The sequence below is a fragment of the Veillonella sp. AS16 genome (assembly GCF_000517785.1).
Lineage (GTDB): Bacteria > Bacillota > Negativicutes > Veillonellales > Veillonellaceae > Veillonella > Veillonella denticariosi.
Genome location: NZ_AZYX01000019.1, coordinates 253,496 through 271,038 on the forward strand (window position 1 = coordinate 253,496; position 17,543 = coordinate 271,038).

16 protein-coding genes are annotated in these 17,543 nt (G+C 43.5%); 5 read left to right on the plus strand and 11 right to left on the minus strand.

The features are described from left to right. Positions 1–179 precede the first annotated feature (179 nt). A complete protein-coding gene (gene sfsA / locus HMPREF1521_RS07205; RefSeq protein WP_038117551.1) occupies positions 180–1,499 on the minus strand; it encodes a DNA/RNA nuclease SfsA in 1,320 nt (439 codons plus the stop codon). A gap of 459 nt (positions 1,500–1,958) precedes the next feature. Here sfsA and HMPREF1521_RS07210 point away from each other — a divergent pair, with 459 nt between their 5' ends. The 3 genes from HMPREF1521_RS07210 (at position 1,959) to HMPREF1521_RS07220 (ending at position 4,159) form a co-directional block, all read left to right on the plus strand. Beyond that, positions 1,959–2,915 carry a DUF1858 domain-containing protein gene (locus HMPREF1521_RS07210; protein WP_038117553.1) on the plus strand — a complete coding sequence of 319 codons (957 nt, stop codon included), beginning with the start codon at positions 1,959–1,961 and terminating at the stop codon, positions 2,913–2,915. A gap of 1 nt (position 2,916) precedes the next feature. Beyond that, positions 2,917–3,582: a hypothetical protein gene (locus tag HMPREF1521_RS07215; protein WP_038117554.1), complete on the plus strand. Its 666-nt coding sequence runs from the start codon at positions 2,917–2,919 to the stop codon at positions 3,580–3,582. A gap of 289 nt (positions 3,583–3,871) precedes the next feature. Next, positions 3,872–4,159 carry a cupin domain-containing protein gene (locus tag HMPREF1521_RS07220; protein ID WP_038117557.1) on the plus strand — a complete coding sequence of 96 codons (288 nt, stop codon included), beginning with the start codon at positions 3,872–3,874 and terminating at the stop codon, positions 4,157–4,159. Between the two features lie 210 nt (positions 4,160–4,369). Here the strand turns inward: HMPREF1521_RS07220 and HMPREF1521_RS07225 are convergent, their stop codons facing one another. The 10 genes from HMPREF1521_RS07225 to HMPREF1521_RS07270 form a co-directional block, all read right to left on the minus strand. After that, positions 4,370–4,891 (minus strand): nitroreductase family protein, encoded by a 522-nt coding sequence (locus tag HMPREF1521_RS07225; protein WP_038117559.1) that lies wholly within the window; start codon positions 4,889–4,891, stop codon positions 4,370–4,372. Positions 4,892–5,340: 449 nt separating this feature from the next. Further along, the gene (locus HMPREF1521_RS07230; RefSeq protein WP_038117561.1) at positions 5,341–5,799 is read right to left on the minus strand and encodes an OmpH family outer membrane protein; all 459 of its coding nucleotides are present in this window, start codon (positions 5,797–5,799) and stop codon (positions 5,341–5,343) included. Positions 5,800–5,946: 147 nt separating this feature from the next. Next, positions 5,947–6,327, minus strand: a complete 381-nt coding sequence (locus tag HMPREF1521_RS07235; RefSeq protein ID WP_038117563.1) for a GerW family sporulation protein — start codon at positions 6,325–6,327, stop codon at positions 5,947–5,949. Between the two features lie 41 nt (positions 6,328–6,368). Next, entirely contained in the window at positions 6,369–7,523 is a 1,155-nt protein-coding gene (locus HMPREF1521_RS07240) for a hypothetical protein (RefSeq protein WP_038117653.1), read from the minus strand. Positions 7,524–7,565: 42 nt separating this feature from the next. After that, positions 7,566–8,144, minus strand: a complete 579-nt coding sequence (locus HMPREF1521_RS07245) for a cob(I)yrinic acid a,c-diamide adenosyltransferase (RefSeq protein ID WP_038117566.1) — start codon at positions 8,142–8,144, stop codon at positions 7,566–7,568. Between the two features lie 228 nt (positions 8,145–8,372). After that, positions 8,373–9,329: a M23 family metallopeptidase gene (locus HMPREF1521_RS07250; protein ID WP_038117568.1), complete on the minus strand. Its 957-nt coding sequence runs from the start codon at positions 9,327–9,329 to the stop codon at positions 8,373–8,375. A 9-nt stretch (positions 9,330–9,338) separates the two neighbouring features. Beyond that, a complete protein-coding gene (locus HMPREF1521_RS07255) occupies positions 9,339–9,860 on the minus strand; it encodes a DUF4446 family protein (RefSeq protein WP_038117570.1) in 522 nt (173 codons plus the stop codon). Positions 9,861–9,953: 93 nt separating this feature from the next. Then, positions 9,954–11,174 carry a [FeFe] hydrogenase H-cluster maturation GTPase HydF gene (hydF, locus tag HMPREF1521_RS07260; protein ID WP_038117572.1) on the minus strand — a complete coding sequence of 407 codons (1,221 nt, stop codon included), beginning with the start codon at positions 11,172–11,174 and terminating at the stop codon, positions 9,954–9,956. Positions 11,175–11,623: 449 nt separating this feature from the next. Then, the gene (locus tag HMPREF1521_RS07265; RefSeq protein WP_038117573.1) at positions 11,624–12,556 is read right to left on the minus strand and encodes a ParB/RepB/Spo0J family partition protein; all 933 of its coding nucleotides are present in this window, start codon (positions 12,554–12,556) and stop codon (positions 11,624–11,626) included. Then, positions 12,540–13,310 (minus strand): ParA family protein, encoded by a 771-nt coding sequence (locus tag HMPREF1521_RS07270; RefSeq protein WP_038117574.1) that lies wholly within the window; start codon positions 13,308–13,310, stop codon positions 12,540–12,542. Before HMPREF1521_RS07270 ends, HMPREF1521_RS07265 begins: the two co-directional genes overlap by 17 nt. Positions 13,311–14,106: 796 nt before the next feature. On the opposite strand from HMPREF1521_RS07270, the gene HMPREF1521_RS07275 reads away from it, so the two are divergent. Both HMPREF1521_RS07275 and HMPREF1521_RS07280 read left to right on the plus strand, forming a co-directional pair. Next, positions 14,107–14,907 carry a vitamin B12 dependent-methionine synthase activation domain-containing protein gene (locus tag HMPREF1521_RS07275; RefSeq protein WP_038117577.1) on the plus strand — a complete coding sequence of 267 codons (801 nt, stop codon included), beginning with the start codon at positions 14,107–14,109 and terminating at the stop codon, positions 14,905–14,907. A 168-nt stretch (positions 14,908–15,075) separates the two neighbouring features. Continuing rightward, positions 15,076–17,508: a homocysteine S-methyltransferase family protein gene (locus tag HMPREF1521_RS07280; RefSeq protein ID WP_038117579.1), complete on the plus strand. Its 2,433-nt coding sequence runs from the start codon at positions 15,076–15,078 to the stop codon at positions 17,506–17,508. The last annotated feature ends 35 nt before the right edge of the window (positions 17,509–17,543 follow it).

A 17,543-nucleotide genomic window follows, 5' to 3' on the forward strand; every position in this document is an offset into this window, starting at 1 on the left:
ATGCTGATGCACCTGTTTAAAGAACTAAATTATTATTGATGGGACATCTTTATAACTAAAGTTTTAAAAAGTGCCATTACCTATTGATGAACGACTTAGCTCGCTTTGGAGCGAAGAAATAGGTAATGGCACTTTTTAGCTAATTAAGCCATATAACTCCTGGGCCCCATCAATAATGATTAACCATTAACTAGTTCATCTAGCATATTCATCCGAAACTCCTCAATCACCTCCATGAACGCTTTATTATGTATTGGATTTTCGCTCATTCCGAACAAATGGCTGCTGCACTCACAGTCACTGCAGCCGAAATTCGGTACGTTCCATTCCGCAATAGCTCGCACCGCATCAGCCAGAGCACACTCTACGTCAATTTCGGGTTCACCCATAGTTGTACCCTTAATTATTCCCCTATCGATTACGCTCACATCGATTGTGCCCATAGCGGTGCTTTCCCGAACAGGCGAGTCGTCGTTAGCGAACTCACATTCACGCTGTGTCTGAGCACCGAGCGTCATAGCCTGCGGCTTCCCACTGGTTCGTATCGGCAATCCTGCAATCATTTCACAGTGCCCGCGGAAGTAATCTAGATGCCAGTGCATTTTCTTCCGTTTTCGTTTATGACGTTCAATACGTTTCGCCAAATTTGCCTTCGCGGAGCCGACGTACATATAGTACCCCTCCTTAAAATGCATCATTCCTTTTGAACCGATTTCAAGTTCCAAATCGCGATCCAGATGCATCACCATGACATACACACCGCTATCATGAGCTTCGCTTTCAAGAACCGCACCGGGATACGTACATTCACGGGCGACCGTCGGCATGGCAAAGGTGTCATCCCACGCTACGGCAACGGCTTTCCAGTCAAGATGCGGCGCCACCTCTTTAAAGGTCTGAGCAAACGCGAGATCCGTATGGTAATCCGGCAGGAACCACTGCGCTCTGTCCCATTGAACGAGAAACAGCACACCCATGTGATACCCTTCATCCTGTAATTCCTTTAAATGCAGCAAATGTTTGCGGCCGCGCTCGGTAATAGCATCCGGAAACATGGCGCCCGTCCTGGAAAACAATGTACAGGACTTGACCTCCAGCAGAAACTCCTCACCATGATCATTCGTTAAAAGCAAATCAAAACGCGATGACGTGCCGTGAACTTTCACGGTATATTCGCGGCGTACGACACGCCACTGTTCCCAGCCGGGGATGAGCCTGTTCTCAATGAGATGCTGCGCCACATCATTACTGTAATTGGTATCGAGCATGATGACCTGCCCGTCCCGTTCGATGCCGACCACGCGAAACTGTGTCTTCGCATCAGGCTTGCTGTGAGGCACCGCATACATGATGATACCGGGAAACAGCAATTCCCACATGCGCCCCGGATTCGGCAAATGAGCAGTCACAACCTCGCCGTCCAGTTCAATGTGAACGACGAAACGATTGGGCCGATCCACAAAACGTCCCTTTAATATAGTGTCATATAATACTTTCATATAACCTCATGTGCTATGTATATAAATCAACTGAATCCACATTTTAATGATATACTATAAGAAAACTATCTTTATTATACAGAATATGACGACGGGAATCTAATATGCCCATAATCCGATACGGCATCTGTCCGCACTGTATATCATTTAAATAGTGCATAGCTAGTATTAATAATTAGTATTGAAAGCTCTAAATTATGTAGCTAAGGTTACATTCATTATCATCGAAATGTATTATACTAAGGACCATAAGGCCAGTATTCCAAATACCCATGCTGACCTCTGCGCCGGGTTTTGATGAGGCATCGCCCAGTTGATCTCATTACGCTGTTCGTATGTAAGTGCGAAGCTTTCACAAAACCCTACGGCGTATATAGATAACATATAAAGAATTACATAGATTAACTAAGTAGTTTAGCCACAATCCTCCGCAGAGAGGGGCTCGAGAAAGGATTTATCATGGCACAAATCGCAGCAAATTTACAACGCATCAAAAACGGTCAACGCCGTTATGCAATTACACCGCGTATTCCGGCGGGGTTCATTCAACCGGATCAATTACAAAAATATATCGACGTAGCGAACAAATTCGGGGCCGTCCTCAAATTGACAGGCAGCCAACGCATTATGATTACGAATTTGAAAGCGGAAGACGTTGACCAGGCTTGGGAAATGCTCGGCATGGAACCGGCTTACACCGTGTCCAATCGCGTGCGCAGCGTCAAAATCTGTCCGGGCACAACGTTCTGTAAACGTGCCAAACAGGACAGCGTCCATCTCGGCATGCAGATTGAACGCAAATATCTATCCGAGGAAATGCCCAGCAAGATGAAAATCGGCGTTTCCGGTTGTCCGAATTCCTGTACTGAAAGCCGCATGAAAGACGTCGGCGTCATCGGTACCGTTGAAGGCTGGAATGTATACGCCGGCGGCAGCGGCGGTGCCCACCCTCGCATCGGCGACCTCATCGCGGAGGTGAAAACAGAAAAAGAAGCTCTTGCATTAGTTGACAGAATCATCGCATACTACAAAGAAAATGCACAAATTGAACGGATGGGCGAATTCATCGACCGCATCGGTTTAGAGGCTTTTAAAGCGGCCGTATTGGGCGACCTAGAAGGGGCTCCCGCTGAAAGCAAATCCGATGAGCCGGCTGTATTCTTACCGGGCCAGGGCAACGATCCTATCGTGGAACAGCCTCGCCTCGAAGCAGGCGCTCCGATTACGCCGGACACAATCATTCGCGACATCGTCGATACCTATCCGGTCGTTGTACCGGTATTACAAAGCATCGGCATGGGCTGCCTCGGCTGCCCGTCTTCTACGGCTGAACCATTGTGGCAGGCCGCAGAAATTCACGGTGTAAACGTATACGATTTAGTAGAAAAATTAGAAACTGCACGCAAAGGAGCTTAACATGTCCGCATTCTTAGGTCACATTCACTACTGGTTATACCGCAAAATTCAATTACTCGTGGAACGGGAAAACCTGATTCTGGAAAAAACATCCAAGGTTGTCGACGATTTGGCTGACGAACTGCACGCCATTTCCATCGACACCTACGGCGAACCTATCAATCCGAGTATTCCTCTCGAAAATATCATCGACCACGGCAATATCCACGGCTGGTTGTCCAATCAGATGAACATCGCCTCCGTTCGCGAAGCGGCTTTCATCAATGACCTGCTCGATACGAACTCCGGTGACGAAGCGGTTCACGTGGTGACGGCTATTCTGGATGCCTTCGCGGTGCAGGGCCAGGCATGCGGTATCGTCGCACAGGACAGCCTTGCGGAAAACACGGCGCCTGCGATTTACAACGCGCTGCAGAATTACTATGTAAACGGCATGCCTTGTGACGGTGGCGACCGGATCGTTGCTGACAGCGAAAACGAATTCACATGGGTCGGCGACCACAAGTTACAAGCGGGCTACTGGCGCACAGCGGGCATCGACCCTAAATTCATGGAACTGGCGTACCAGACATGGTTCGAGGCCTTTGTGAAAGCAATCGATCCTGCATTCGAACTCGTCACAACAGAGGAAAACGGTACCCGTTTATATTCCATTCGTAAAAAATAACAAAGCTATTTAGAATAAAATATATGTACTGATTAGCATAAAATATATGTACTGATTAGCATAAAATATATGAAAAGACGAGCGTAAACTTACGCTCGTCTTTTCATATAATAACCTTGTAAAATTTTTATGATTTTGAATTTTCTATATATTTCTACATAACTGTAGCTACAGACACATCATTGATAAGTAATTTCATTTATAATGTAATCATAAGGTAATTACACAATGTAAATTAAAAGTTAGCGTAAGCTTTCAAAATACAAAAACTGGAATTAGGAGGTCTATTATGGCAGGCACAGTAAATCAAGAATTAGGTTTATTATTTCAAGGTCCGAACTACGTCATCGTGAAAAAAGGCGGCAAAGCCGGTGAAAAAGTCGAAAAACACAACCATCCGGAAGCCAACGTCATATTCACGGTCGTAAAAGGCAAAGTACAGGTATTCCTCAACGAAACAGAAGAACACATCCTCGTACCGGGCCAAGTACTTGAATTCAACGGTGACAACTACATCCAGGCAACACTCGTGGAAGACAGCGAATTCGTGGTAAACCTCATCCATAAACCGGAATAACAAAATTAATGGCTATAAAATAGCTTTTATATAAATAATGGACGGTTGATACCGTCCAATCAATAAATGACCCCCTACGGTTAGACTAAGTAACATCTAACGTAGGGGGTTATTTATAACCATCCGCGATTTATATGATTAATCGTTCAGTACGTGACCGTTCGATTTATTCAGTATATAACTAACCCGTTCGGCAATGATATAAACCGCTTAAAACGAATTATACGTCGTTAAATCATTGATATCAAAACGCGTCGTATGCCCCGGAGCAGGAACACTGTCAGCATGAGGGTAACCAATCGGAATAACAGCCACAGGAATGATATTGTCCGGCAAGGAAAACAACTCACGGACCTTATCCGGATCAAAATAAGCCACCCAGGTGCTGCCCAAACCTAAATCCGCCACCTCGAGTATAATATGAGTCGCCACAATACTTGCATCTACGACCCCCATATCCTCATTATCAAAAGAGCGTTTCCAACTGGCCTTGTTATCATAGCAGACAATAATCGCTAACGGTGCGTTAAAGTGACACGGCGTACAATCCTTCAACCGATTTAGACTATCCGCCGAATCGAGCACAAGAAGCCTCTGCGGCTGATTATTATGAGCCGTAGGCGCCAATCTGGCAACCTCTAAAAGCGAACCAACCTTCTCCTGCTCCACCTTTTTAGAATCAAACTTCCGAACAGAATACCGATTTGCTGCTAACGATTTAAAACCTTCCATTGAGCCTCACTCCTTTTCTGTATAAAACACCTAAAAAACTCTATACCCAACACCTGAAAATAATAACTCAGCTAGATAAAAAAGACCCCAAAAACCGACTTAACAGCCCCGTGGTAAAGTAAATCAACTTTACTCCGCCCTCTAACGCCTTAAAAGAATAATCTATATAAAAGACAATCCCCCTTCGGAAAACGAACTTTATCCTCACTATGGATTCTTCTACGAAGAATCTTACGTTCGGAACTAAGTGATGCTTGGCATCTATACGTCCCTACGGTCCTCTATCTGCTCAAGCCCTACTTAACCGCACGCTGGTGGGTGGCCCTTTCCTCTATACCCAACGCCTTAAAATAATAACTCAGCTAGATAAAAAAGACCCCAAAACCGACTTAGCGCGCAACGCGGTGGCTTCGGAGGCTTTTTGGGGTCTTTTTTATCCTATAAACGAATTATTTTTTAAGGCGTTTAATTACTTCATCGGTAATATTTTCAATTTTGCTGTCTTTATCAGCCGCACGGATTGTGTATGGATCATCCAATACTACATCCATATGTTTTTCAACGCGGATTGTTTCTACTGCGTTGTGAATGGACTGCATCATAGGTTCAGCAATTTTATTGATTTCTTCGTTTTCCTTTTGAAGCAATGGAGCTACGGATTTATTGAATTCAGCTTCAGCTTGTGCTTTATCCTGAATTTTTTCAATTTCAGCAACTTTCTTCTCAATTTGTGGACGGTATTGAGCATCTACCTGTTGCATTTTCATATCCAAAGCGCCATAACCGGGATAGCTGTTAACTACTTGACTCATATTCACCAAGCCGATATTAGCCGCACTTGCTACAGCTGCAGTAGCGGAAAGAGCGCCAACAATAGCCAGAGTTGTTAATTTCTTAGTTACGTTCATCTAAAATCCTCCTCAACAGTAAAGTCTCATCACACTATCGACTAGTGCACTGTTTAACTATATCAAATCTCGGAAACTTTCACAAGACTCTATCATATAGAATAATAAGGGCCCATGAACTCATCGTGAACCCTTATAAATCAAGTTCTATTGCGCTTCATCATTCAAGTAAATATACTTGTCGGATTTGAGCTTGGACACGAGATCAGGCACCAAGCCGATAAGACGATCAAAGCTGCTGCTATACGGATTCCCTTTGATGTTAAACAACTCGATGCGATCCCCCTTGATAACGAGAATGGCGCTCGGTTCCATGCGCGCACCGCCGCCACCGCCGCCGGATTCCTGACTTTTATTGGCAACATTATGATTTGTACCGGTCCCGAAACCGAAGGTTACGTCCACGAACGGCACCAATGTAGTATCGCCGATCTGCACCGCTTCACCGACAACGGTTTCCACCTTGATCATATTTTTGAATTTCTCAAATAGGACTTCCAAATTCTCTTTTACATTACTGTTCTCCATCACAGTACCTCCGCTATTTCATCAGGTTACTATCGTGAAAGCTACAACGCCTGCTGCGCCTTCAGCTTTTCTAATTCTTTTGATTCCTTGCGCTTCGTCCAGAATACGCGTATGCTTTCACCAAGCAGATCACGTACAGGTTTTGAAAGCATAAATCGCGTTCCATGCCACGCCAGAACCCCTAGCATAATGCGCCCTTTAATATGTACGCTGCCGGCACAGGTGAGATTTACATAATCCAGCTCGATATGTTCGGCCTGTTCAGGCCAAATACTGTACAGCATGGACGCTATTATCCCCATTCGATACGGATTTCCCAGTCCGAAACGGCCCTCAACCTCTATATCCCTAGGTTTCGAATGATTATAACACCGCTTCGATACGAGAAACAGCTGACGCCATAATTCCGTATTAGTCACATGTTTCATGAACCAGAATGTAGGAATTTTTGATTTGAACGATGCCACCGGATCATCAGGATCAGGCTTTTTAAAGCGTGCCTTCACCGTCGTTTTCAAATCTTTCACCTTGGTGAATACCTTTTCCTTCACGGATCCGTCACTGTTGAAAGTAACGCGACTCACCACTTCATCATCGGCTTTTATATGTAACGTCGTCGGATCCTGTTGAATCGTATCATATCGGTCTGCACGCGCCTGAGCACCGGACCCTTCAACGGATTTCTTGACAGGCTCCGCCCTCTCAATACGAGTCTGAACCGGTTCTTTTACCTCATCATCAGATTCAGTTTCTATATCGCCTGTATCATCAAATTCTTTTGATGGACCTTGGCCGCTGTCTAAATCATCAAAACTCGTTCCGGACGAGCTTGCCGATGAGCCCTGCCCTTTTCCGTTCATAGCCTTCGCAAAGGCCGCTTCCGGACTCATATCGACATCATCCATGGCCTTATGATATTCCTCGTCCACACGATTTTCAAGCCATTCTTCGTAATCTTTCACAGGCCCGATTTTCAATACGCCCAGGAAATACAGTTCCTTGAAAAACGGTTTATCCTGCAGATATGCTAAATGCAAGGAAAATACGCGCCACAGCCATCTGATACGCAGTTCCCCGCGGTACGGTGTGCGGCCGTTGATATCGATGCTATATGTGATTGGTGTCAGTAGGATAATCAAGATAAGCGCTATAATGATAGCCACAATACTGAGGACTACAATAGCCACTGTACTCAACCACATCACCTCCTTAGGTGCTCATATGATGGTGAAAGTCTGCTAATTTTCAATCCCCTTTCGGGCCATCACACCTTGCAAGTAATAATGCTTAATTTCCTTCATTTCCGTAACAAGATCGGCCTCATCAATGAGTTCCTGAGGGGCCCCGCGACCGGTAAATACAAGTTCCGTTTCAGGATTACGGGCATCCAATAGAGCCTTCGTCTTTTCCCATGTAATAAGTTCGAAAAACAGAGCCATATTATATTCGTCGAGAATGACCAGGTCATAATCGCCGCCGGAAATGGCTTTCAGTGCTCGCTCATAGCCCTTTTCGATAAGAGCCACATAATCCTTCGGAGGATTACCGGACTCAAAAACGACTACCTCATCGCCCCATTTAGCGAGCTCATCCTTGCTCTTCATACCTTCCTTAATAATAAAGAACGGCTTGCCCACCGTCTCCAACGTCAGATTCTCTAAAGATGGCAATATATTATGTTCACTATATACTTTAGATTTCATAAACTGTAAAAAGAGGACTTTCTTGCTAGCGCCGATGGCACGGATAGCCAAACCGATAGCTGCGGTCGTTTTACCCTTACCTTCACCGGTATAAACTTGTACATAGGCCTTCATAGATATACCTCCGTTCATTTACTCTTATTTTACAATATATACGTGGGTTAGTAAACCGGAATAGCCCCTTAAAAGCCTCGGAACGTCAAGGAGTAATTCATTTTAAGACAGCGGTTTACCCATGCATATGATTGTGTGAAGATACGCGGTATTATAATACAAAAGGACCTGCATCATAATGACGCAGGTCCTTTCAAATTCATTTAAATTTAATTAAATATTAAATTCTCAGTTACTGATAGGCAGGAATACCATCGGATCCACCGGTGCACCGTTTAAGCGTACTTCATAATGGACGTGAGCACCTGTACTTTTACCGGTGCTGCCCATCAACGCGATAGTCTGTCCCTGTTTTACAGTCATCCCAGGAGTGACAAGCACAGCACTGTTATGTCCGTAACGGGTCACAAATCCGTTGCCGTGGTCGATTTCAACGAGGTTACCGTACCCGCCGCTCGTATAACCCGCAATGGTAACGACACCACCTGCGGTAGCCACGATTTGACTGCCGTAATCATCAGCGATGTCGATGCCTTCGTGGAATGCACCGATAGCGCCCGTCACAGGATCGACACGACTGCCGAATGGCGACGTAATAACGCCCTTACTAGGCCAAATGCTCGGAGTTGTACTGTTAGCAGCACCGCCGGATCCGGCAGAGTAGTTGATTTGTTGCAACGCCATCAAGTCCTGAGCGCCACCGTCACGAAGAATATTACGCATCGTATAGAAGCTGACCAACAGTTTTTGCGCTTCTTTATCCATTTTAGATAATTGTGCCGATAGTTGTGCCGCCGTTAACGTAGTCGGTTGCTCCGTATCAGCGGCTTCCGGTTTTGGGTCGCTGCCGTCCCCTCCCCCTTGTGCGGGAGTGCCCGATTCAGCGCCTTTCAGCATCTGCTTGTTCTCTTCACTGATTTGATTTAAGTTCTGAATCTTCTTATCCAAAACCTCTGTTTTCTGCTGTAATAGTTTTAGTTGTTCCGATTGCAATTGAGTTTGTTGACGTAATTGCACCACCTCAGCCTGGCGCACGATGCCCCAGATACCGAGTGCTAATGCCAACAGGATAACTGCGGAGCCGATAGCCGCCACAAGTTTTGCCTGCTTTACAGTCAATGTCAATGTGCAGTTTTCTCCATTTCTTTCAATTCTGTTCGAAATGAATACTGGTAATTTCAACATAAACCTTCCCTATTTTGAAACGATGGCACTCGTTAACGCTTCCGCGTTCGTACGTTCACCCAACGCTTCGTTCAAACTTTCTAATTCCTCCTGTGAAAGATTGACGAGACTTTTACCTTTCACAATCGGTTTACTAAAGATACGAGACTCGCTGCGGCCGTAAATACTGGAAATACAGATGCCGTTATTATTGCCGTCAAGCAACGTAAGGGCAAAAGACAAATCATTGCCGATATTTTCAAAGGCATTATATTTGATAAAGCCGATTTTCTGTATCGTATTGCTCTGAATGTTACGGATGTTGGCCTGCTCGCTGAGCATGGATTCAAGCCCCTTCGCGGCATCGCGAATTTCGCTGACCTCAACAGATAATTTACGTTCCAAACTGACACCGTTCTCGCCTTTCATAAAGAAATCGTATTTCTTTTTCAGACTGTTCAAACGGATGTGCAAGGTCACACAATATGCAAGCAATGCTATCACGAGGATAATCATTACCGCACCAATCCACGGTTGAATCGATTCGAACATGTATATTCCTTCCTATCCAATCATCAAACCATCAACAGTTTATTATATCATTTCATTTGTGAAAGTAAAATGACTGTACACAATGTAATAATTTTACATCTTAATTTCATTCATAAATGGGCTTATAGCCCGTTCCAGTATACCATGCAACGACGCGATCAGTACACCGTAATTTACGATAGGTGTGCCCTGTACTACGGCGCAGTCAATACGACGTAACACTTCACGACGGGTCAACATACAGGCACCGCAGTGAATGATGAGGTCATATCTCGATACATCCTTCGGAAAGGCTCCGCCGCTGGTAAATTCCAGATCTAAACCCTTATAACCCTTCTTTTCCAGCCACATCGGGATTTTAACAGTTCCTATGTCATCACACTGACGTCGATGCGTGCAACCTTCACTGATAAGCACCTTGGAACCGGGTTTTAAATTATGTATAGCCTCTACACCGGCCACCAAATCCTGTAATTTTCCCTTAAACCGTGCCATCAAGATAGAAAAAGAAGTCAACGGTATAGTTTGTGGCGTTAACTCATCCACCCGCTCAAAAGCCTGGGAGTCACAAATCACAAGTTTTGGCGACTTCTTCAGAGAACTGAACATAGCCGGTAATTCTTCCATCTGACATACCAAGGCAAGACCTTTATGATCTAAGATTTCGCGTATAACCTGTACTTGTGGCAGGATAAGACGCCCCTTAGGCGCCGCACTATCGATAGGACACACGAGAACAATCGTATCCCCGATTTCCACAAGGCCCTCTAATAATGTTTGCTCCCCCTCTACATCAAGAGGTGTAAGGCCTCCCAGTAAATCGAGCAACTCCGGACGTCTAGCAGTCTCTGTAAAGTCAGCCGAGGCGATTACGGTCGCCCATTCCTCCAAAGAAACATGCTTTTTAGCATAACTTTCACCGGAAACACCGTCAATCTCATTGATAAAAACCGCTACCGGTACATGTTGCTGCTTTAATAGCCCCAGCCAGTGCATATCATCGGACGTCGGAGTTTCATCGGTGCGCAGTACATAGACAGCAAGATTGATTTTCTTAACAATTTCTTCCGTTTTTTCGATACGTAAAGACCCCAACTGAGATGTATCATCTACACCGGCCGTATCGGTAATCACCACAGGGCCTAACGGCAAAATTTCCATGGCCTTGCTTACCGGATCCGTCGTCGTCCCCGCCACATCGGATACGAGAGATACCGGCTGGTCGGTCAACATATTAATCAGTGTAGACTTGCCCGCATTACAACGACCGAAGAAGCCGATATGTATGCGATTTGCCTTAGGTGTTTGTTCCATAATTCATCCTTAATTATCAATTACGATTATATGTATATATGTACCTCCCCTCCCCATCAGGGGAGGGAAAACTATACCATAAAATATTTATATCCATTCTTTAATAAATATTCACCCTAATAAATATTCTGATGATTCATAAATATTCAATCTATCCATTCAATTCATACAATTCAATATATATCCCCCTCGACTGCCCTACCCTAAACTGAAAAATCAGGATATTCACCGTACAAACACAATGAAAGCGCAGCCAGCAGACTACGCTTTCATTGCGATTAAAGAGAATGTTTATAGTAAACTGCAACTCTACGCTATAGCGATTAACTACATCATATACCATGGATTAAAAGATGTTGGCACGCTATACCATGAATTGCAATTATACCCAATTATATATAGATTATTACTTTTCAATTTATAACTATTTATTACTTTTCGATTTATAACTATACTCTGAACTCCATCGTAACCGAATCATTATCATCTTGTTCATGACCATCCATATATGCGATGAGTCGTTCCAATTCAGCTTCCGATGTGAAAGCAATCTCAATCTTACCCTGTACCTTTTTACCGGCTCTGAATTTAATATTTACAGGAGAGCCGAGACTGAGTTTCAAGCGTTCTACCAACGCACGAACTTCAGCTGTATCTTGCGGTTTACCGGCTTTTTTGCGAACAGGCTTATTCTGCATCGCTTTTACTAATTGCTCCGCTTCACGAGCACTGAGATCTTCTTCTTTAATACGCTCAGCCGCTTCCATCTGTTGCGCCGCACTACGAAGAGCCAACAACGGACGAGCCTGACCGACGGTCAAGTCCCCTTCTATCAAGTCTTTTTGTACAGAATCACAAAGTTTTAATAAGCGAACCATATTTGCAATGTAGGAACGACTACGACCTAAGCGTGCAGAAATCATCTCCTGCGTCTGTTTATATACATTCATTAAGCCTTGGTATGCCAAGGCTTCCTCAATAGGATCCAACCCTTCACGCTGCAAGTTTTCTACAAGCGCAACCTCTGTCATTTCCTCGGTATTATATTTCTTTACCACCACAGGAACTGTTTTTAGACCCGCCATGATAGCAGCCCGATAACGACGTTCGCCGGCGACAATTTGATATTTATTTTTTTGTTTACGAACTACAATCGGTTGAAAAATGCCAAGATTCTTAATAGACTCCGCCAAGGTGGCTAAACTATCTTCATCAAAATTTTTACGAGGTTGATCCACATTAGGGACTACTTCAGAAATCGGTAACTCATGAATCTCCTTCTCCCCTAGCGCAGCCTCTACGGATTCCATTCCTATTAAGCTGTCTATGCCTTTACCAAGGCCTAACCCTTTAGCTTTTTTACTCTTAGTCTCTCTTGGCATCTTTAATAACCTCTTTCGCCAACTTACTATACACTACTGCCCCTTTTGACTTCGGATCATAAATAATAATCGGTTCCCCATAACTAGGCGCTTCGCTTAAACGTACATTACGAGGGATAATCGTTTTATACACCTTAGACCCAAAGAACTTTTTCACTTCATCCGCTACTTGAATGGAAAGATTAGTACGGCCATCAAACATTGTCAACAATACGCCTTCGATAACTAAATCCTTATTCGAAGTCTGTTGTACAATGGTAATGGTTTTTACCAGCTGACTGACCCCTTCCAGTGCGTAGAATTCGCTTTGAATTGGAATCAATACACTGTCTGCCGCTGTAAATGCATTTAACGTCAATAACCCCAAAGACGGCGGGCAATCGATAATAATAAAATCATATTCATCACGAACAGGTGTCAAAGCCTTTTTCAACATTGTTTCACGTGAAACAACGGAAACAAGTTCCACTTCCGCTCCAGCTAATTGAATCGTAGCAGGCGCAATATAAAGCTGTTTAATCATAGTCGGCTGAATAATTGACGTAATACTTTCACCATCAATCAATACATCGTGAACACATAGCTCCAAATCATTCTTTTCTATACCTAAACCGGAACTCGCATTTCCCTGTGGATCTAAGTCCACAAGCAGCACTTTTTTACCTTCATCAGCTAAACAAGCGCTCAAATTCACCGATGTCGTAGTCTTTCCAACCCCACCTTTTTGATTAGTAATTGCTATAACCTTACCCACCTGATTCACCTCGCATTATCGTTTAATATATTTCTTTTTCATTATAACATATATTTACGAAAATAATGATAATATCCTTATAATTAATTTTATATTCAAGATTAAACCCGAGATTTATATTTATTTACGAACACAATTTATATCTATATTACTGACACAATTTATATTACGGAAACAATTTATACCTATACCATACCTATATTACAAACATAGTTCATATCATTAGAGTTATGGATTTGTACCCCATAACAAAACGATTCCAAGATATGTATTATGAATATATTAATTTTAAACTCAAATATATAGCAAGCATTACTTATTGTATTCTCAAATAGTGAATCTGTACCTTATATCTATAATCTACAGAGTAATTTCTGTAATCTATATGGTAATCCATATATAGCCCATATAGTAATCCATATAGTATCCATATGATAGAAGTAACATCTGTAACATCTGTAATCCATACAATAAAGTCAAGATTTCATAGAATATATAAGATGCTATAAGAAACTATATAATAACCTCCGCAATCTGTACAACAGCTTATTTAACATATAATATAAATATAACTCACTACAGGTGTAAATGTTTCACGTGAAACATTTACAATCAATATGTTCACCGCTATAGTTTCAGGCTATGTCAACAAAGCACTAAATTATATAAGAATATAGGCGACATATGCTTTGACAGGCATTTGCTTTTCTTTATATACTAATTAATAGATTACAAATACTTAAACCTACATCAATTTATTTGTAGGTTTATATTTAATAAAAAAGGAGGCGTTTCTATGCCCATATATAACGGAATGCTTCCTGCTATTGATAAAGCAGAAGTAAAACGATACGCAGGACTGCGTCATGCGGAAGACTTTCCGGAAAATTATGTAAACGAAGCATGTAAAGAGATCCAATTACTTGCTACACCTAAAGGTGTATACCAGGAATACGATTATGATGCAGAAACATGTACAATTTTAAGTAATCCGCCATTAAAAATCGTCGGCTCCGTCATTGAAAAACATCTGGAAAAGTCTACAAAAGTCTATGTATTAGGCGTTACCGTAGGAGAAGATGTGGAAATCCGCAGTGAACAACTCTTTAAGCAAGGTAATTACACGGTAGGGCTGTTACTTGATGCAGCCGCAACAACGGCGGTTGAGCAGGTAGCCGATCAGGTCAATGAAGTGATTAATACGATTGCTAAAAAGCAAGGATATAAGCCTACATGGCGTTTCAGCCCCGGTTATGGTAACTGGCCCTTAGAAATACAAACGGAACTGGCAAATATAATCAAAACGGAGCAAATCGGATTACAGGTAACAGAAAACTTTCTGTTATTTCCAAGAAAATCTGTAACAGCTATCATAGGACTTATGCCGGCTAATGAAGATATTAACACAAAACGCGGTTGTACCTCATGTTCACAAAAAGACTGTGCCTCCCGCAAGCTACCGGAGAAAGTAACTAAAACGGTCAAAGAAACCGGAGTTAATACGGTAAATAACACTAATAATACACCTTGTAAAAAGCGTGTAATTACGGCTGATATATCAGGTATTACCATGAAAGGACAACCGGAAAGCAAATAAATCATCATAAATGTTTCACGTGAAACATTTACTTTATAATTTATATAAAGATACTCTATAATAAACATACTTTATATGAATCACTATAAAATGCTGATAGAACTAGAACGCTTATCAATATAGGATGATATAAATATTAAATTTAGGATAATACAAAGGAAGCAACATATGTATATATTTGACGGTGCCATGGGCACAATGCTACAAGCCGCAGGCTTGGAAGAGGGGTATTGTCCCGAATTATTCAACATAGAAAAGCCGGATGTGGTAAAGAACATTCACATGCAATACCTGCAACATGGCAGTGATATTATTACAACAAATACATTCGGCGCCTGTGGTCTAAAGCTGGAAGACTACGAGTTACAAGATCGTGTAAAAGAAATAAATATAGCCGCTGTAAAGGTGGCAAGAGAGGCCATAGCGGAATGCAAGCCGAGTGCTCGCGTAGCCGGTTCAATGGGGCCTACAGGACGTTTTCTACAACCTTTAGGTAATATGAGCTTTGACTCTATTTATGATACGTATAGAGAACAGGCCGAGGCCTTAATTGAAGGCGGAGCCAATTTTATCATCATAGAAACAATCATCGATATACAGGAAATGCGTGCCGCCTTATTGGCATCCTTGGATGCTCGGGAAGCAATGGGGAAGACAAAGGAAGATGTTCAAATCATCTGTCAGTTTTCTTTCAGCGAAGACGGACGTACCATTACGGGGACACCGCCGGAGGTGGCGACCACCATTGTCGAATCTATCGGTGCAGATATAGTAGGTATCAACTGTTCTCTAGGCCCGGAACAGATTAAACCGCTCATAGAAAAGATAGCAAGCGTCACTAATTTACCGATTATCTGTCAACCAAATGCAGGTATGCCGCAACTTATCAATAAAAAAACCGTATTTCCTCTCACAGCGGAGGAGATGGGACCGTTAATGTTACCCATTGTAGATGCAGGTGCCACCTATGTGGGCGGTTGCTGCGGCACTACACCGGCGCATATCAAATGCATTGCTGAGAACGTAGCGACACATACACCAAAAGAACGGGCTCATATAGAACCTAAAACAATCATCACAAGCCGCACTAAATTATTGGAACTGGGACATCATGTAAAACCGCTCATCATCGGTGAGCGTATCAATCCAACAGGTCGTAAGGTTCTCGCACAGGAACTTCGCGACGGATCCTTCATACGCGTAAAACGCGATGCTCTTGATCAGGTAGAGGCCGGTGCTAATATTCTCGACATCAATATGGGCGTAGCCGGTATGGATCAGACACCGTTGATGGAAAAGGCGATTTTCGAACTGTCCATGCTGGTTGAGACACCCTTATCCATTGATACATTAGATCCTGCTGCGATGGAAGTCGCCCTTAAAAATTATCCGGGGCGCGCTCTTATCAACTCCGTAAATGGGGAGGAGGAGTCCATCACTCACGTTATGCCGTTGGCAAAACGATATGGCGCAGCACTACTATGCTTGCCGCTCTCCAGCGGTGACCTTCCTGAAAGGGCGGAGGATCGTGTTGCTTTAGCTGAAAGCATCGTTAATCGTGCCTATGAGTACGGTTTACAGAAACATGACCTATTGCTGGACCCTTTGGTACTGACACTTGCCAGCGGCGAAGACAGCGCACGCCAGACCTTACGTACATTACAGCTATACAAAGAGAAATTCGGTTTCCCGACGGTGATGGGTTTATCCAACATTTCCTTCGGTATGCCGCAACGACCATATTTAAACGGTCAATTCTTAACGATGGCCCTCGCATCCGGTTTGACGACACCGATTATGAATCCGTTGAACTATCCTGCAAAAAAAGCCTTCGTATCCAGCTGCACTCTGCTCGGATGGGATCCGGGCTCCGCGGAGTTTATCAAGGAATACGGCTACGAAGACGAAGCGAGTGCGCCGGGCAATACAGCACCAAAAGGACCTGAAAAGAAAAGCTTTGACAGCAATGATCCGTTGGCCAATATCCGTGCCTGTGTAGAGCAGGGGGAGAAGGAGGCCATCATAGACCTCGTAAAGAAAGCCCTAGCTGACGGCATCGATCCGTTGGACATCACAAAGAAAGGCTTATCCGAAGCGATGAACGTCGTAGGCGATAAATTCGGTTCAGGCAAACTGTTCCTGCCACAAGTTATGCTCGCTGCGGAAACGATGCAGGCCGCTTTCAACACGATCAAAGAAATCATTCCGGCCAGTGAAAGTCTCGATAAAGGTACCGTCGTGGTAGCAACCGTAAAAGGGGATATCCACGACTTGGGCAAGAATATCGTTGCGGCACTGCTCGAAAATAACGGCTACAAGATTGTCGACCTCGGAAAAGACGTAGATCCGGAGGAAATCGTGCAAGCCATCAAGGATAATAAGGCGGCCCTCGTCGGCATCTGTTCCCTGATGACCACCACGATGCCGCAAATCGACAACACCATCGCCGCCATCCGCGCAGCCGGCCTTAAAACCAAGGTCATGGTGGGGGGCGCCGTCGTTTCTCAAGACTATGCGGACCAAGCGGGCGCAGATATCTATGCAAAGGACGGTATCGCAGCCGTTAACCAGGCTAACGACTTTTTTGAAACATTGAAATAATTCATTATATTATTAATTTTTATATAATAATTAGA

Bases quoted from the DNA above. Each gene is read 5' to 3' on its own strand.
- HMPREF1521_RS07230 (WP_038117561.1), bottom strand. From the start codon at position 5,799: ATGAACGTAACTAAGAAATTAACAACTCTGGCTATTGTTGGCGCTCTT.
- HMPREF1521_RS07220 (WP_038117557.1), top strand. From the start codon at position 3,872: ATGGCAGGCACAGTAAATCAAGAATTAGGTTTATTATTTCAAGGTCCG.
- HMPREF1521_RS07280 (WP_038117579.1), top strand. From the start codon at position 15,076: ATGTATATATTTGACGGTGCCATGGGCACAATGCTACAAGCCGCAGGC.
- HMPREF1521_RS07235 (WP_038117563.1), bottom strand. From the start codon at position 6,327: ATGGAGAACAGTAATGTAAAAGAGAATTTGGAAGTCCTATTTGAGAAA.
- HMPREF1521_RS07225 (WP_038117559.1), bottom strand. From the start codon at position 4,891: ATGGAAGGTTTTAAATCGTTAGCAGCAAATCGGTATTCTGTTCGGAAG.
- hydF (WP_038117572.1), bottom strand. From the start codon at position 11,174: ATGGAACAAACACCTAAGGCAAATCGCATACATATCGGCTTCTTCGGT.
- sfsA (WP_038117551.1), bottom strand. From the start codon at position 1,499: ATGAAAGTATTATATGACACTATATTAAAGGGACGTTTTGTGGATCGG.
- HMPREF1521_RS07250 (WP_038117568.1), bottom strand. From the start codon at position 9,329: ATGTTGAAATTACCAGTATTCATTTCGAACAGAATTGAAAGAAATGGA.
- HMPREF1521_RS07265 (WP_038117573.1), bottom strand. From the start codon at position 12,556: ATGCCAAGAGAGACTAAGAGTAAAAAAGCTAAAGGGTTAGGCCTTGGT.
- HMPREF1521_RS07275 (WP_038117577.1), top strand. From the start codon at position 14,107: ATGCCCATATATAACGGAATGCTTCCTGCTATTGATAAAGCAGAAGTA.
- HMPREF1521_RS07215 (WP_038117554.1), top strand. From the start codon at position 2,917: ATGTCCGCATTCTTAGGTCACATTCACTACTGGTTATACCGCAAAATT.
- HMPREF1521_RS07255 (WP_038117570.1), bottom strand. From the start codon at position 9,860: ATGTTCGAATCGATTCAACCGTGGATTGGTGCGGTAATGATTATCCTC.
- HMPREF1521_RS07210 (WP_038117553.1), top strand. From the start codon at position 1,959: ATGGCACAAATCGCAGCAAATTTACAACGCATCAAAAACGGTCAACGC.
- HMPREF1521_RS07245 (WP_038117566.1), bottom strand. From the start codon at position 8,144: ATGAAGGCCTATGTACAAGTTTATACCGGTGAAGGTAAGGGTAAAACG.